The organism is Nitrospirota bacterium (assembly GCA_040757335.1).
In the GTDB taxonomy this organism is placed as follows: Bacteria; Nitrospirota; Nitrospiria; order 2-01-FULL-66-17; family 2-01-FULL-66-17; genus JBFLXB01.
The window spans coordinates 110,280-126,692 of sequence record JBFLXB010000001.1 but is presented as its reverse complement, the minus strand read 5'-3'; the positions used below and the strand labels follow the sequence as shown (position 1 = coordinate 126,692).

16 protein-coding genes are annotated in these 16,413 nt (G+C 62.9%); 1 reads left to right on the top strand and 15 read right to left on the bottom strand.

The genetic code is table 11. The features are described from left to right. Nucleotides 1-98 precede the first annotated feature (98 nt). The 6 genes from AB1451_00640 to AB1451_00615 all read right to left on the bottom strand — a co-directional run bounded on the left by AB1451_00640 (nt 99) and on the right by AB1451_00615 (nt 4,494). Nucleotides 99-422 (bottom strand): zf-HC2 domain-containing protein, encoded by a 324-nt coding sequence (locus AB1451_00640; protein ID MEW6681419.1) that lies wholly within the window; start codon nt 420-422, stop codon nt 99-101. Then, entirely contained in the window at nt 419-988 is a 570-nt protein-coding gene (locus AB1451_00635) for a sigma-70 family RNA polymerase sigma factor (protein ID MEW6681418.1), read from the bottom strand. The genes AB1451_00640 and AB1451_00635 overlap by 4 nt, the downstream gene beginning before the upstream one ends. A 52-nt stretch (nt 989-1,040) precedes the next feature. Then, complete coding sequence (locus AB1451_00630) at nt 1,041-1,865, bottom strand: CBS domain-containing protein (protein MEW6681417.1); 825 nt, start codon at nt 1,863-1,865, stop codon at nt 1,041-1,043. A gap of 37 nt (nt 1,866-1,902) precedes the next feature. Next, nucleotides 1,903-2,730: a CBS domain-containing protein gene (locus AB1451_00625; protein ID MEW6681416.1), complete on the bottom strand. Its 828-nt coding sequence runs from the start codon at nt 2,728-2,730 to the stop codon at nt 1,903-1,905. 175 nt (nt 2,731-2,905) lie between these two features. Continuing rightward, nucleotides 2,906-3,490: a hypothetical protein gene (locus AB1451_00620; GenBank protein ID MEW6681415.1), complete on the bottom strand. Its 585-nt coding sequence runs from the start codon at nt 3,488-3,490 to the stop codon at nt 2,906-2,908. After that, a complete protein-coding gene (locus AB1451_00615) occupies nt 3,487-4,494 on the bottom strand; it encodes a tetratricopeptide repeat protein (protein MEW6681414.1) in 1,008 nt (335 codons plus the stop codon). The genes AB1451_00620 and AB1451_00615 overlap by 4 nt, the downstream gene beginning before the upstream one ends. A 103-nt stretch (nt 4,495-4,597) precedes the next feature. Here AB1451_00615 and AB1451_00610 point away from each other — a divergent pair, with 103 nt between their 5' ends. Beyond that, entirely contained in the window at nt 4,598-5,614 is a 1,017-nt protein-coding gene (locus AB1451_00610; GenBank protein ID MEW6681413.1) for a plastocyanin/azurin family copper-binding protein, read from the top strand. Nucleotides 5,615-5,664: 50 nt separating this feature from the next. On the opposite strand, the gene AB1451_00605 is transcribed toward AB1451_00610, so the two are convergent. From AB1451_00605 to AB1451_00565, 9 genes are all read right to left on the bottom strand, one after another. After that, on the bottom strand, nt 5,665-6,501 hold the full coding sequence (locus AB1451_00605; protein MEW6681412.1) for a carboxypeptidase-like regulatory domain-containing protein: 837 nt from the start codon (nt 6,499-6,501) through the stop codon (nt 5,665-5,667). A gap of 4 nt (nt 6,502-6,505) precedes the next feature. Beyond that, on the bottom strand, nt 6,506-6,973 hold the full coding sequence (locus AB1451_00600) for a MarR family transcriptional regulator (protein MEW6681411.1): 468 nt from the start codon (nt 6,971-6,973) through the stop codon (nt 6,506-6,508). Between the two features lie 129 nt (nt 6,974-7,102). Next, entirely contained in the window at nt 7,103-7,900 is a 798-nt protein-coding gene (locus AB1451_00595; GenBank protein MEW6681410.1) for a carboxypeptidase-like regulatory domain-containing protein, read from the bottom strand. Nucleotides 7,901-8,129: 229 nt separating this feature from the next. Next, nucleotides 8,130-9,065, bottom strand: coding sequence for a carboxypeptidase regulatory-like domain-containing protein (locus AB1451_00590; GenBank protein MEW6681409.1), 936 nt, complete (start codon nt 9,063-9,065; stop codon nt 8,130-8,132). An 81-nt stretch (nt 9,066-9,146) separates the two neighbouring features. After that, nucleotides 9,147-14,051 carry a multicopper oxidase domain-containing protein gene (locus AB1451_00585; GenBank protein ID MEW6681408.1) on the bottom strand — a complete coding sequence of 1,635 codons (4,905 nt, stop codon included), beginning with the start codon at nt 14,049-14,051 and terminating at the stop codon, nt 9,147-9,149. Further along, nucleotides 14,048-14,452, bottom strand: coding sequence for a hypothetical protein (locus AB1451_00580; protein ID MEW6681407.1), 405 nt, complete (start codon nt 14,450-14,452; stop codon nt 14,048-14,050). The genes AB1451_00585 and AB1451_00580 overlap by 4 nt, the downstream gene beginning before the upstream one ends. Before the next feature lie 163 nt (nt 14,453-14,615). Next, nucleotides 14,616-15,065 carry an OsmC family protein gene (locus AB1451_00575; protein MEW6681406.1) on the bottom strand — a complete coding sequence of 150 codons (450 nt, stop codon included), beginning with the start codon at nt 15,063-15,065 and terminating at the stop codon, nt 14,616-14,618. Nucleotides 15,066-15,067: 2 nt separating this feature from the next. Beyond that, nucleotides 15,068-15,274 carry a DUF2892 domain-containing protein gene (locus AB1451_00570; GenBank protein MEW6681405.1) on the bottom strand — a complete coding sequence of 69 codons (207 nt, stop codon included), beginning with the start codon at nt 15,272-15,274 and terminating at the stop codon, nt 15,068-15,070. Nucleotides 15,275-15,332: 58 nt separating this feature from the next. Further along, on the bottom strand, nt 15,333-16,304 hold the full coding sequence (locus AB1451_00565) for an ATP-dependent 6-phosphofructokinase (protein ID MEW6681404.1): 972 nt from the start codon (nt 16,302-16,304) through the stop codon (nt 15,333-15,335). Between the last annotated feature and the right edge of the window lie 109 nt (nt 16,305-16,413).

Below are 16,413 nucleotides of genomic sequence, written 5' to 3'. Positions count from 1 at the left end.
CTCGGTTCAGGGTGACGAAACACTGCGTTCCCACCCTTGTAGAGTCACGACCTCGGAAAAGGATTCACCTCAGGGACAAACGGACAACCATTGAATTTTCAGCGATTTTTCCGTTTGCGGTGAGCCTGTCGAACCACGCGTTTACCACCGGGCCGGGGTCCGCAGGACGACAACTCCCGTCTCAGGGCGGCCAGTACCCGCTGCGAGACCCTGCGCGGCGGCGGCGTTGCCCGAGCCCGCCGGCACAGGGCGATGGTCTTTCTGAGGGTTCTGAGCATCACGCGGCAGTCCTCGCAGCGGGTCATATGGCTGCGGATTTCGTCGCGGACCCCAGGCGGAAGCTCGCGCTCGATGTACGCTGACAGGCGCGCGAGGCGCTGCAGGCACGGTTTCCCTGGGTGCGATGACCGCCGCGGGCTCACCGCCGGAGTTCCTGAAAACGCCGGGAGAGGTGCGCCCGCACGGCGAGCCGCGCGCGATGCAAGCGCGACTTGACCGCGGGAACGCCGACTCCCACGATCCGGCTGACTTCTTCGGCCGACAGTCCCTCCATGTCGCGAAGCACCAGCACCAGACGCTGATCCTTCGGAAGGGAGGCGATTGCGTCGTGGATCGCCCGCCTCGTCTCCTTCCGCATCACCTGGACGTCGGGACGGCGCGTCCAGTCGTCGACCGGCGCGGCGGGTCCGGCTCCGTCGCCTTCGTTGACCGCCATCGCGGGTCGAGCGCCGCGCCGGGTGCGGCGGCAGGCGTTGGCCGCGATGGTGTAGAGCCAGGTGGTGAAGCGGGCCTTTCCGCGGAAGGTCTTGGCGTGGCGGAACGCGGAAAGGAACGTGTCCTGGAGGATGTCCTCCGCGTCCTGCGCGTGGCGGCACATGCGGGACGCGAAGCGATAAATCCGCTCGTGGTGGCGTGAGAAGAGGCGCTCGAATGCCGCGACGTCGCCCGTCTTCACCCGTTCGACGAGAGACCGGTCAGCGTCGTCCACGCCGATCTTCTACCAGATCCACCGATGGGATGCAACGGCTCGGCGATCGACCTCACCTGTTCGGTTCGCGCTCGGACACACCGGGGTCCGCCATGACCGGAAGCAAGTCGCGGATCGAGATCACGCCGACCACGTCGGCGCCGTCCGCCACCAGGACGTGGCGAATTCCTCGATTCACGATGAGGTCGGCCGCGACCGTCAAGGAGTCGTCGGGACGTACGGTCACGGGCCTGGGCGTCATGACGTCGCCCACGGATGTTACGTAGGGATAGCGATCCACGGCCATCACCCGGTTGACCAAGTCCGCTTCGGTCACGATGCCGGCCAGGTCGTCATAACCGGCCCCGCTCCACTGACCGGAGCGATGTCGGGTCCGCCGTCCTCCCACCAACAACAGCCCGATGGATGCCTCGAGCATCCGGTCAGCGGCTTCGCGCACTGTTTCCTGCAAATGGATCGTGGCGATCAACTTGGTCATGGCATCGCAGATGCGCGTGGGCGGGATACGAGCCGCTGCGATCAGGTTGCGGGCCGTGACCCAGCCGGCGAGTCGCCCCTCGCGCGTGATCCCGAGGTGTCGAATCCCCCGGTCAGCCATCAGGCGACCGGCCACGTCGAGCGTGCAACCGTCGTCAATCGTGACCACGGGTTCGCTCATCACGCTCTCGACCGGGGTGACCCAGGGATGCCGATCGCCAGCGATGACCCGCCGCACCATGTCGGTTTCAGTCAACACTCCGGCGGGCGTGCCGTCGTCGTTGGCCGCCACCACGACGCCGTTGCCGTCTTGGACCATCACATCGACGGCCTGCCGGACCTGTGACCGGCGGGAGACCACGGACCCTTGCGAGGCACCAATGTCGGCCAGCCGTGTCAACGCGGCGTACCCAAGTCCCTGAGAACCTCCTCCAACGCTACGCTCGCGCCTTTCGAAGCGCGCCGGAAGCCACGTGGAGCCAGGCGGGTTCGATGATGTCTTCGACCGACAGCAGTCCTGTGATCTCTTCCCCCGCGGCGACCGCCAGATGTCGCACGCTCCCCCGCGCCATGACATCGAACGCCGTCATGACGTCTTCCGAACCCGACAGAGTGAACAACGGACTCCCCATGACGCCGCAGACCGGCGTCACCGAGGCGTCCAGGTCCTTCTCGACCACATCCCGCACCAAGTCCGTTCCGGTCACGATCCCCGCAACGTCCTGGCGCGAGAACCCGCGGAAATGGATCCCCCGGGGCTGCAGGCGCCGGCCCGCGACCAGCAGCGCGCTGACCTTCGCGTGCGCCATGAGAGCCGCCGCGTTGCGAGCCGTCTCTTCGGCGGGAATGATCACCGGCATCCTGGTCATCATGCGCTCCACCGCGATCGGCAGCAGGTTCACGACCGGGAGGAGGTCCCGGACCGAGAGCAGCCCCACCACGCTCGCACCTGACGAAACCGCCACGTGGCGGATCTCATGTTCCGCCATCAAGTCGCCGGCCTGCTCGATCGGCCGGTTCTCGTCTACGCTGATCAGCGGGCAACTCATGATCTCATCCACGGCCACGGACGCGGGATTCTTGTCCTCGGCCAGCACGCGACGGACCACGTCGGTTTCCGTGACAATGGCCGGCGGCTCATCCCGATTCCCCACCAAGACGCTCCCGATGCGGTGTCGGCTCATCACCGCGACCGCCGTGCGCACCGACGTCCCTGGTTCGACCCACTGCAAGTTGGTAGTCATGATGTCCTTCACGGCTCGCATGGTTCCCTCCTTTCCTCGCCTTATCGCCTCTACGCGAAGTTTACGTGTCGGCCTCGGCGCGACACCATGCCGAAGAGGGAGTAGCCATCCCGGAGGAAATGGGTGATGGGCGTCTCACCCAAATGGATGAGCGTACGCCGCCGCGGTCAAAGAGCCCCAGCCAACCGAACCAGCATCATGGCCCGGGCGATGGTTGAATCGGCTGACTGCCCATCCCAAAGGGCAATCGCCGCTCTTTCGGTGCCGCAAGACTTCGGTAGAGCTCCTGAAATTGATCGGTGGATAGATTCGGGGCGGTCAGGCGGCTGAGATCCTCGGGCGGAACCGGCATCCAGGCCAACTCGGCCGTATCAGTGGAGCCGATCTTGATCCAGTGGTGCGGAAGAATGTCCTGGCGGATCAGTTGGTCGATGGTTCCGGAGTACTTGATCGCCTCTTGGATCGCCCGGCGCGCCACATCGGCGGGAACGCACTTCCCGATGCCGATATTGCGGGGCGGGTCCATCAAGGGGTAAAACCTGACCCGGACCTTTACACTATCCGCGTCCGACACCAACGCGCGCTTGATCTCATCCGCCTGTTCTCGCCACTTCTGGGAAAGGACAATCTCGATCGTCGTGGGTTTGCCTCGATTCTCCTCGGCTTGACAATCGTAGACCACGTCGGCCCGCAGGCTGCTCGCGGACAGCAGCGACACAACGGCCGCCAGGACGATCGCACCGAGTCCGGTTCCAACGGCATAGCGACCAAACCGCGTCATTGCGGGACCTGGGCCGGCGCATCCGTCGGTCGCAAGAGATCGAGGTATTTCCGGGCCTGCGCATTCCCGGGATCGAGTTCCAGTGTTCGTTGAAAATTCTCGATCGCCAAATTCGTCAGTTGACTCTTTTCCGCGGCGTCGGTGAGGGAGGTGGCCAACATGACCTGGGCCTCGCCCAGCGCAAGGAACACCTCGGGGGAAGCTTGGCGGACCTGCGACAGCGTGGAGTACTCCCGCACGGCGTCTTCATAGAGTTGCTTTTCGAAAAATGTCCTTGCCAGGCGCTCTCGAGCCGAGGTCTCGTTGGGATCGTCTTCGAGGATCCGCTGCCATTCTTTGACCGCTTTGATGGTCTCGCCCTGCTTCTCGTAGATCAGGCTGAGATCGAACCGCGCTTCGGTGAGCGCCGCGTCAAGCCGCAACGCCTCCTCAAGCTCGCGCTGCGCCTTCGGGTAGTCGCCGCGCTTCAAATACAGCTTCCCCAGGCCGGCGTGAACCACGGCGATGTTCGGCGACAGCTTATTGGCTCGTTGATACGCAGCCATCGCTTCCGCGTCTTTCCCCTGGCGAATGTAGGTGTGCCCTAAGGAGATCCAGGCATGTTCATCGTTGGGCGCCAGCCTGCCGGCGGTTTGGAATTCGCGCACCGCGTCGTCGAGCGCCTGGCTCTGCAGGTAGAGCCGCCCCAGCCAGTAGCGAACGGTCGGGCTGTCGGGGTGCTCGCGAGCCATCTGCTTGTAGAAGTCGATTGCCGCCAGGCCGCGGCGCAACGCCATGTACGTCATGAAGAGCGCTTGATGATATCTGTGGGTTTCGGGGCTCGCCTGAACAGCCAGGGTGAATTTCGCCAACGCCTCGTCGAAACGTCGTTGCTTGTTGAGTTCCTTTCCTTCGTCGAAGTAGGCCTGAGCCACCTCCTCCGACGTCGCTCCGGCCGACACACCCGACACACACAACACCATGGTCAGCGCAACCAATGCCCTCAACACATTCGTGGTCGACACGGGGGTTCACTCCTTCCCAAGACGCGGATACGTTATCATCCGCGCCGTCTCAAACACAACCAGCATCTTGTCGCTCTCGCGCGCGTCTTGTTATGATCGCGGCGTGAGGAATTCCGGAACGGATCGGTGGCAGGTCGCGAAGCCGTGTCGCGACCTTGCGGCCTGTCTCGCGGTCCTCCAGTTGTCCATCTCGTTCTTCCCCCACACTGCCGGTGGAACGACCGGCAATGGGGTGACCGGCCGCGTCCTGTTCAATTCGGAACCGGCCGACGGCGCCGTGGTGTTCCTTCAGCCGCCGCCTGGCCTCTCCTTTGCCCCCTCGTCCGCTCCACACACGATTCGGCAGGAGAAGCTCCGGTTCGAGCCGGATTTCCTCGTCGTTCCCGCAGGGGCGACGATTCGATTCGAGAATCATGACGACGAGATCCACAACATCCACTCACGTGCCGCTGAAAATCGCTTTGACACCGGCGCGCATCTTCCCGGCACGGTCAAGGAGGTGACCCTGAAGAACCCCGGGGCCGTGCCCATCCGGTGCCGCACCCACCAGAGCATGCGGGGACTGATCATCGTCGCCCCGTCGCCCTATTTCGCCGTGGCTGACAAGCTCGGACGGTTCGAAATCCCGAACGTGCCGCCCGGCCATTACCGACTCGAAGCCTGGCATCCTCGACTGACCGCCGAGGAACGGGATCGAGGAGCGGTGGATATGGACTTGGACATGGGAAGACAGGTCGTTGATCTCCGGTTCACAGCGAAGGCTCCGGCTGGAACCGATCTCACCGAAACCACGGATCGGGACTGGATCTCAGTGGTGGAACAGGTCCGCACCGAACTGGATCGCGCCATCGGTCATTGGAAGAACGGGAGCATCACCGCGGCAACGTCGAGAGTGATGAGTGTTCAGTCGAGACTGTACAACGAGTCCGGCCTCCGAGACGCGATCGCGGAAGTGCTTGGAAAGGCCAGGGCGGCCGAGCATGAACGCCGGTTGGATGCTCTACGCAAACAGATCCAAGGCATTGGGACCGCGTCCGCGACTGAAGCGGTTCTCGAGCGCGAGGCGGCGTCCCTCGTCGCCGGACTCATGAGGGACGCGGAAAAGCTCCCCGGCTCGTAATCAGACGCCGTCGGGCAGCAGATTCCCCGCCGCCGAGCCCAGGTCAAGCGTCAACGCTGAATCCGGAAGCGCTCCTGCGTTTCATACAGGGGTCGCTTCACGAGCGCTGCATCGAACGAAAACTCGATGCGCTCCGTCCCCGAGGACGCGATGGTCACCCGTCGTTCCATTGGGGGAAAGTGCGGCCGCCACGCCGTGACGGTGTAGGTGCCCGGAGGCAGGCCGTCGATCGTAAATGCGCCGTTCTCGTCCGTGAGCGCATAGTACGGATTGTCCACCGCGTAACCCCAGGTCTGCATGAACTCGTGCATTCCGCAGATCATTTGGTAGATTCGGTATTTCCTTTCGAACTCGATGGGGAACATCCCCGCCGAATTCGGCGGATTCGGCACCGTCAACCGCAGATTCCCCTTCTCGCTTTGGTAGAGTTGCGCATTGTGAATGACGGGGTCCTCGTTCGTCATCCTGAACTGTCCGTGGTTCCGGACGACGCTCACAAACGGGATGAACTCGCAATCTCGCGACACGATTTCAGCCACGATGGGAGGGAACGGCTTCCCTCGCTTCACCCTCTGCACCGCCACCACCACGTCCTTTAATCCATGCTCGGCGCCTACTTCGAACTCTTGGACCAGGATGTTTCCCTTGCCGTCCGCAATGCGCTCATTCTTGTTGCAGAACGGCCCGAAGGGATAGAGCGCAACCGGAAAAACGCGCGGCTCAGGAATCGGTCCGTCCAACCATGCCTTCCCCGTCAACGTTCCCGCGTTCTGAACCTGGACTTCCTCGTAGGCAAGGGCCGGTGGCGCCTCACCGAACCCGAGGGTCGCCAGTAGCGCGACACCCACCGTCACCGTAACCGCACGATTCACCGCACCGTTCGTCATGCCATTACTCCTCGCTAAAAAAGAAGGTTGCTCTCATATCCTGAATCTCCATCAACCGAACCACGCGTTCCAGCGATGAACGGATGACTCGGACCTCAGCCGACGACAGACTTTCAAGCCCATGCAGCAACTTCCCTTGAGCCGCCTCCGGACCCCGTTGCACCAGCCGTTTCCCCGCGGACGTGAGGCTGATCTTGACCACGCGCCGGTCCGAGTCCTCTCGGTTGCGCTCCACGTACCCCCTGCGCTCCAACCGATCCACGACGCCCGAGGCCGTACTGATGTGCAGGTACATGCTCCGGCTCAACTCGCCCATCGAGAGCGGGCCCTGCGTGTAGATCGTCCGCAAGGCCCAGAGCTGCGGGCCGGTCACCCCGAACTCCTTAAACACGTCTTCGGAGTACTGCTGGATCGCCTTAAAGATCCGCCGCAAGGACTGCATGATGTCGGCAATGTCTCGTTTCTGGGCCATGCCGATCATCCGAAGAAGCGCCGATGTTTGGTGTTCAAAATATCTCGCCCATAGAATACCCAGCCCGCGGCCTCTTGGTCAATGCCCTACCCGTTCACGATTCGCCGACGACAGCGCCCGATGGGTGCTTTAGGGTCCCTGGAGCTCGACCGAAGGCGGCTCCAGCGGGATGAGATCCAGCGCGGGTTGGAGGCGGTAGCCGGTCTGCAGATCGTGCAACGGAATGTCCACTTCGGACGAGTCGAACTCAAAGCTCAGGTCCGCTTCGCCGTTGGCCGCAACCGTGACCTGTTTCGCTCTCACCCGCATATGGGGATGCCAGGCCACGACATCATAGGTTCCCGGCGGGAGATCCGAAATCGTAAACGTGCCGTCCGGGCCGGTGACCGCAAAATAGGGGTTGCCCACGGCCATGCCCCACGACTGCATGAAGTCGTGCACCCCGCACTGGGTCTTGAAGAGATAGTGGTCCTTTCTGAAGACGATCTTTTTTGAGGCCGTACTCTCCGGAAGCATGGGCTTATTGAACATTCCAAACGCATACGGATCCTTGATCGTATAGGCCTGGACATCGTGTACCACCGGGTCTTTGTTCACGATCACAACGGGGTGGTGGTTGCGAACGGGCGTGACGAACGGGCCGACACGGCAGTTTTCAAGGCTGATCTCCGGCGTGTAATCGAATCGTTTGCCCTTTTCCACCCCCACCACGGCCACGACCACATTCTGGAATCCGCCGTCTTGAGCGACCACGAACTCCTTGAGCAACCGGTTGCCTTTGCCATCGGAAATCCTGGTACAGAATGTGATATTCGGGGAGAACACCATGTGGAAAATCCGGCTGGGCGGAACCGCTCCGGCCAATGAAACCTTCCCCCTCAACGTGCCCCCCGAGGTCACCGTGACCTCTTCATACGCCCAACCCACGGCTCTCACTCCGAAAAGAACGCCACAAACTCCAGCAACGATCACCCACGCGATAAGCCCCAGCGAAGGCATACGCCGTGAAGGCATCCAAGTATTTCGATGTCGGAGCCTGTTCAGGAGTGGCCAGATGCAAGGCGGAAGAAGCCTTTGCGCGCGGAGCGTACTGGGTCGTACGTGAGCACGCAAAGGCAACTGACAACGCCGCAGATGGCCGCTCATGGACAGGCTCCTAGTCCTCGCAGTACGGCGGGCTACACTCTTCGAGATGTTGATGAGGAAGCGCCTCGGGTCCGATCCGGAATCGTTCCTGGCTCTCGTACGCGGGACGCACGACCTGCGCGCCGTCGAATTCCACGTTGAACGATGCCGTGCCGTTGGCCGGCACCGTGATGTCTTGTTCGACGATCGGGAGATGCGGATGCCACGCCGCCACACGATACGTGCCGGGTGGAAGATTGTCGATCGCGAACTTCCCGTCTTTCTTGGTTCTCGCGTAGTAGGGATTGTCCACCACAAACCCCCACGCCTGCATGAATTCGTGCATCCCGCAAATCATTTGTGAAATGCGCTTCCCGTCGTCGAAGTGGAGCATGCCGCCGCGCGGCTCCTCGGCGATCGGGAGCGGAAAGTTGAGAATGATGTTGCCCTTCTCATTTTGGAAGACTTGCCCGTTGTGAATGATCGGATCGCGGTTGACCACCCAGATCGGTTGGTGATTTCTCAGGACCATGACCAAGGGATGTTCGTGGTGCAGCTTGCCCTGGGCATCGATCGCAAACAGCTCGTCCTCCGCGGTCTCGGCGGGATGGAACATGCAGTCCACCGCTTCCAGTTCCTGTTTGATCAGAGGAAACGGTTTTCCCCGCTTGACCTGCTGCACCGCCACGATCGTGTCCTGCATCCCCCGGTCCGGCGACACGATGAACTCATCGACCAGGATGTGGCCTTTGCCGTCCGAGATTTTCTTGCAGAACGGCCCAAAGGGATAGAGCACCAACGGGAACACTCGCGGGTCAGGGACCGGCCCCTTCAGGGTGATCTTCCCGCTGATGGTTCCGCCGTTCTTCACGGCGATTTCTTCATAGACCGATTCTGCGGAGACCGGCGACGGTCCACCCGTCGCCAAAACGATCCCGACGGCGACCGCCACGACAAGACGAGACATCGTTCTCCTTCCTGAACAATGGTCAAGGGGCAGGAGAACTGCAATCCCCCGCCCCTTGACCTCCTTCAACTCAGAGACCTCTTACTTCCCCGTCCCCAGCAGCGAGACGGACACGGCATCACCTGACTGCGGCAGCTCCGCGGTCCGACCGCCGGGTCCGCCGCTGTTCAACGGCAGCACGCGCCGGTCTCCTGCGGGCAGTACCCGCAGATACCCCCACTGTCCGGCCTGGGTATAGGGCATCCGATGATTTTGCCACAAGTAATCCCCCGGCAGGCGGAACGGCCCGCCGGCCCCATCGACCAGGAGCACGTCCAGATTTTGAGACGAGCCGAACTCGCTCGAACTCATCAGGTCGGCCCCTGCCATGTTGGGCTTGAGGGGCCACTCGTGCCCTTCGAGACTGAACACCTGGTTCTGCTCGTTGAACGCGCCGAACACGTGGATCCGAACCGGGTCGCCGGCGTGCGCCATGATCGTCGGCGTGGCCAAATCGGACTGCGCGGCCACACACGGCGTGAACATGTTGCCCAGCTCGCACCCGTTCTCCTCCCGATAGGTCCAGGGCTCGGCGCGGTAGTTCACCCCGGTCAGTCCCGCGATCTGCTGAATGTACGGCATGAACGCGGTTCCGATGATGTTGTCCTCGTCTTGGAAGAAGAGCGAGGCATCCCGGAAGTCGGACCGGTTGGCATTCGCCGGTATCGACCGATCCACGATCACGTCAACCTGCCAGGCGTTCTTCATCGAGACGTCCTCGCCGGTCTTGGGATCCCGATACTTGGAGCCCTTGGGCCCGACGATGATGGCCCCGAACAGCCCATCCCTGACGTTGTTGATGAAGTTCCCCCAGTCCCACACCAGCGCAGCGGTCTCCCCGTACTGCGGCGGCGCATAGTACGTGTAGGTCCGGCTCTGGCCCGGGCCCACGGTCTGGTCCCCGGGGTTGTTGCCCACATTGACGCCTTGGGACTCCTTGGGATCGAATGCCAGCATGTCGGCGCTGAACGACGCCCGGCTGGCCTTCATCTCGTTCTTCAGGTTCACCTTGACGCAATCCCCTACATTGACGTGCAGGGTCAGCGGCATGGGCTGAGCACCGCCCTCCGCCACCTTCGTTTTCTCCCCTTCGAGCATGTAGATCTTGCCCTGCGGGTTTGCGACCTGCAACACGCGGTCAAAATCCACCTCGATCACGTCCGGCGCGTTGGTGTTGTACTTCAAGGCCCGATCCGCCGCGATCACGTTGAAAGTCTTGACCGGTGCATCCGACGGGCACACCGAGTTCGCGGAGGCCGGAATCTCCTCGCGCCCCGGCAGCTTCTTCAGATCCGGCACTTCTTTGTCGAGCACGCGGAAGATGCCCCAACTGCCTTCCGACAGATGGGATGGACGGCCGTCGAAGTGCAGGTAGTCGCCGGCCATCTGCTGCGGCCCCCCGGCCTTTGTGACCAGATCGTACCGTTCCGCGATCCCGACGTGCCACGCGTTCTTGAAGTCCGACTTCTCGGCGTACCGCTCGGTCCTGAATGCGTGGCCCGCCAGATGCCAGGTGTGCGACTCGTTCATCATCACGTGCATCAGACGAAACACCACGGTGTCCCCCAGGTAGGCCCGCAACAGCGGCGTCCCCGGGTCGATCCCGTGCGTCTTGGTGGAAAAGACCCTCGACGCATCCGGGTTGTTCTTGAGCCGCTTCGCGATCGACTCGGCCTTGAAGAAGAACCCACCGCCCGTGGTGTGCGTCCCGCCGTTGAGCATGGGGACCGACACCAGGTCCAGGTCATACGGCATCTGGAAGAACAATGCCTGACCCGCGTCGATGGCCGCCTGGATCGTCTGTCCCGGCGGATTGCCCGCGGTCACCACCTGCGCGGTATACGGCACCGTGTCGTTCAGATACTGCACCATCTCCCGGAAACTGCCGTTCACGCCGTAGCCGATCGGGTCGGTCGAATGAATATCGGCGATGGGACCGCTCCGGATCTCTTTGCCGGTCTTCGGGTCATGATACGTGGCGCCCACCGGCTCGACGATGAGCCCCCCCACGGCTCCGTGCGGCCAGGTGGTTCCGCCGAGGGCGTGGTCGTGCCAGAACACGGTCCCCAAGTCGGCATCCACCCAGTACCGGTACCGGACGTACTCGACCGATGCAACCTCCCCCTTCTTGTGCGCATGTTTCAAGGGTTCGGCGAAGACCAGCGTGTCGCCTTTGATCTCCTTGATCCACCGGACTTCAGAGGTCTTCACCTCGTGCATCCCGATCATGATGTCGGTCCCGGCGTGGAACTTGGTGGCCCCTTCCGGCATCTCGATTTTGACGCTGGTGGCCCCCGCCTTCACATTCTCCGCGAGGACGGCGTTCATCGGAACCGGCAGCCCTTTGTGCTCGGCCTTCTTCATCTGGGTGAAGGGGCGCACCGATTGCTCGTACGCAAAACCCGTGATCACACCGTCGCTCGCGTTGTTGTCGAATTGCATGAAGTGGGGATGGATATTGATCTTCGACATCTGGAAGTTCGTCGTGTTGTTGTCCTCCCACTCGCTCTTGAGGATCACGTCCACGCAGTCATACACGTTGGCGCGATAGACGAGCGGCCGTGCGAGGTCGCTGTTGGCCCGAACTGCCTTCTCCTCCTCGTGCAGGACATAAATCGTCCCGTGCTGATCCACCACCGCCTTCTGTTTGCCGATGGCCTGGTTCATGGTGATCGGCGTTTCGATGAAGTGGATCGTGTACTGCTTTCGCCCCGCGTTCTCCGGGCACAGGCTCCATTTCCCTTGTTCACCCGGACGAGCCGGCTGGTTGGTCTCTCCACCGGCCACGCCCAGACCGCCCGGCTCGTCCCCAACCGATCCGGTGGCTTTGTCCACGTGGACGGGCTCTAACCAGGGAGCCGGTCCGTGGTGTCGGGCAAATGGCACCCGTTTGCCGAAGTGCGGCTTGAAGTGCGGGTACGCAAGTTTCCCTGTCTTGGCGTCGAAGAGAATCGGCGGCCGCTTCCCAGGCATGGGCGACTTGTACTTGGGGCTGGCGAACTTCCCGGTTTCCTCAGCCTCCCCCAATGCTTGGTTGCCGTCCCAGGTCCAGTCCCACACCGTCGCATCATACGCGACGATCTGGCCCTTCTCGTCCGCGGTGTGGCCCGGCTGGCCAGCCGGCGGGAGCAACATCTTGACCCAGTCCTTGATCGACACGTCCGGAATGGGCTTGGAGAAGTCGGTCTTGTTCGCGGTGATGTTCCATTTCTTGTCGTACCAGTCCATGGTCTTGCCGACCAACTGATCCGACGTGACCGCCGGCTTCATCCGCCCCTTGCGATCCGGCAGTTCCTGCAGCGGCGGCATGACGTCGGTGCTTCCGAATGGATAGTTTCCGGTCTGGAGCGTGTTGTAGCCGCGCCCGTACGACCACATCCCCGCGACGTAATGGTGCGCGACGTGGCAGTGGAACAAATAGTCCGCCGCCACCTGTTGGCAAAGACCCCACCCGCACTCGGTCTGAAGGTCCAACACCTCCGAAGGACCGATCACTTCCACATCGACGCGGTCGGACGTGGTCCGGACCTCCGGATACTTCACCGGGCCGTTCTGAGCCGCCGTCATCAGGAAGTCCGCCTTCCCATCGGCCTTGGGCTGACGCAGCCAGCGGATCGACCCGCCGTGAGGGTGGTGGGAGTGGAACACCTCGCCGCCTCCATGGATCAGCCGCCACTTGTTCGGGTCGCCCAGGTATCCCCTCGGGATGGGCGTCGGCACATCGCCGAAGGTGTAGGAGCTGTACGACATCGACTCGTCCTCGAAGTGGAAATACTTCTCCTGAACCGCAAGGTTATTGATGCCGAACGGCTCGCTGCGATAGTTGAGCGCGCGAGCCGAGGGCCGGTACGCGTCGGTGTTCGGATCGCGCTGCGGAATCGTTTCGCCCTGGCGGTTCAGCGGGCGGAAGGATTCGTCGCCGATTTCGTGGTAGAAGATCGCGTACTCCCGGAAATCGGGGGCATTGGGATCTTCGATCATCATCTGCCAGCCGCTCTTCGATTCTTTCCCCGTGATCGGATCCAGATAGCGTGACCCCATGGGCTCGACGATGAACGCTCCGATCATCCCCAGGCTCGCCTGCTCCCGGCCGACGTGGCTGTGGAGCATATGCGAGCCCTCCTGCTCGGTAGGCCGGATATACCACTCGAAGGTCTGACTCTTTCCCGGCTGGACCGTGGCGTCGGAGTTGGCGGCGGTGGCCGCCAGCCCGGTCGCCTTGATGATCATGCTGGAGCCGTGAATATGGAGTCCGACGTCTTCACCATCGAGTTCATTCTTCAGCGTGATCACCACGCAGTCGCCTTGGTTGCCCCGCAGCACGATCGGCTGGATTATGTCGGTCTGGAGGCCGGTGCTCACGGCACCCGGGTTGTAACCCGCCGCCTTGCGGGCCTCCGCGTTGGCTTTCTCTTCAGCCCGAACCTTCGGGACATTCTCGGTCAACACGTACATGTACCCGGGGTGGTAATCCAGCCACTGGTTCAGCGTGATCTCCACGTTGATCGCCGAAACGTCGTACTCCTTGACCGGAACGTTCTTGGGGCAGCGTCCTCCGGCCGTTACGCTCTCCCCTGCTGCGGCCGGACCCAAAAAGTAGCTCCTGTCCATCTGCTGAGCCATAGCCGCATCGCTGTAGGGGCCTTGCGAGACGTGGGACGCGTGGTCGCCGGTGCCCTTGGCGATTTCGGCCATGAGCTTCTTCATGGCCGCTTCCAACTGGTCGCGGGTGCCGTTCCGACCCTCGGCCGCGTCTTCGCGTTCGAGCTGTTCCTTGAACTTCTGCTGCCAGGCGGGCAATTCCTGCGCGTCCGCGACCACGATCTCGGCGCCTCCCGATCCATGCGATCCGTGGTCTTCACCCGCCCATCCCGCGGTCGGACCGCCCGACCATAACCAGGCGCCCGCCGCGAGCCCCACCAACACCTTCCACCACTTTGCACTCATAGTGTCTCCCCCTTCCGGTTGTCGACCGGTTCGTCGCTCCCGCGGGTGACCGCCGCAAGGAGGTCCTCCGCCGTGGCATCGGTGATCCGTTTCGTGTCGTAGATTGTCAGTTGGTTGCTTTCGAGGGTGCATCGAATGATTCGTGCGGGGAAGGATTCCATCAGCCGTAACCGATTCAGCGCGTCGCCGTTGCGCCCGTCGTCACGGTCCAGGCAGAAGACGATCACGTCGGGCCGAACCTTCGGCGCGGTTTCGATCGCCGCCTCCACCGTCTTCACCGATGTCACGTCGAACCCGTCGCCCCTGCTTTCCAGCAAGCCACCCACCGCACACCCGAACAACGATGCGCTCCCCACCACCAACACCCTCCGCTTCTCGGTTACCACGGTCTTCTCGGGCATATTCGCGTCCTTTTTATCTGAATGGTGCAAACACCGTCGATTCTCCCGACGGAGTAAATTGCTGGGCATTAAGGATGATCAGGGAGTAGTCACGGGGCCCGCGGTCCCGAGGCGCGGCAGGCCTCCTCACCCGAAAGGAGTATCGGGGATCGGCTGGCCCGGATCACGGTCCGCCTCCACGCGATCCGGACCCGCGGGTCACCGCGCCGGCTTGGTCCGCTGACAGGGCAACGCGTATCTGCGGCGGATGCGTGAGCGTGTGGTGCACGGTGCACCCCTCCACCACGCGCTGCAAACGCTCAGCCATGGCCGCGTCCAGCGTCCCGCGATAGGTGATCCGCACGTCGAACCGCCCGACGCGGTGGGGCCGCTCCGCGTAGTCCCAACCCGTCGTGACCCGGAGGTCGCTGATCGGCAAGGCGTGCCGTTGCGCAAAGCGGGCTGCGAAATAGGCCACGCACCCGCCCAACGAGACCGCCAGGCACTCGATCGGCGTCATCCCCTCGTCGGTTCCATCTTCGTCCCTCGGCTGATCAAGAGTCATCCGGTGCCCGCGCACCTCCGCGTCGAACCGGACGCCCCCGCGCCACGTCACGACCGCTTGGTCGGTCATTGTCATTTCCGCCGCTGTCCGCACGTGTTTAGTCCCAGCACACGGTACACCGGGCAGAACCCCACCAGCGCGGTGCCGAGCATGATCACGCCGCCGAGCCCGAGGATCGTCCTCGCGAGCGGCGCGGCAACGGCCAACGCAGCCAGAAACAACGCGATCCCCACCGCGGCCCGTATCACCCGATCGATCGTCCCCACGTTCTCACGCATTGTCACTCCTCCCCCCTTCACCCCTTCTCCCATTCGCCAGCTCGTCCTGCCTTTGCGATCACCTCGCCAGCACCTTCGCCAGTTCCCACAGTCTCATGTCGATCGGCTTGCACGAGCTGACCACTTCGGCCAGCGGGGTGGTCGTTACCTGGCCACGGATCAGCCCCACCAGCACGCCGTGTTCTCCCCGCACCAACGCCTCCACCGCCCCTGCGCCGAGACGTGTCGCCAACAGCCGGTCAAACGCGCCCGGCGAGCCGCCCCGCTGAATGTGGCCCAAACACGTCACTCGCAGATCGAACCCGATCCGTTCATGGTGCGTGCGGAAGTATTCGGCAATGTCCGATGCCCGGAACTTCGCGCCCTCGGCGATCACGCCGATGGCATGGGCCTTCCCGCGCTCATACGCCGCACGGAATTCGTGGGCAATCGCCTCGGGATCGCAGCTCACCTCCGGAATCACCACGACTTCGGCGCCCCCAGCGATGCCGGTCATGAGCGCGAGGTACCCGCAGTCGCGGCCCATCACTTCGACCAGGAACGCCCGCCGATGCGACGCGGCAGTGGTCTTGATCCGATCGATCGCCTCGAGCGCGACGTTGAGCGCGGTATCCACGCCGATCGTGATGTCGCTCCCCTCCAAGTCGTTGTCGATGGTGGACGCCACGCCGACCACCCAAACCCCGAGGGTCGAGAGGCAGTGCGCGCCTGCCTGCGATCCGGTGCCTCCGATAACGACCAGCGCATCCAGCGCCGACGCCTGGATGGTGGCCAGCGCTTTGCGGCGGCCTTCGTCGGTGGTGAACGCTTCGCAACGGGCAGTGCCTAGAATCGTGCCCCCGCGCTCGATGATCCCGCTGACCGACCGGGTCGTCAGCGCGCCCAATTCCCCCTCGATGAGTCCTGCGAATCCCCGGCGAATCCCGATCACCTCGAAGCCCGCGGCGATCGCGGTTCGCGTAACGGCTCGGATCGCCGCATTCATCCCCGGAGCATCACCCCCGCTGGTCAAGACACCGATTCGCTTCATCTGGGCCTCCTGCTGCCCACGGTACCGCGCACGCGTCGGCAGTTCCATGCTCCGAGGTAGTTAGCGCAGAGAATTTGTGGAGTGAGGCCCTAACCCAAAGGAGTGAGAC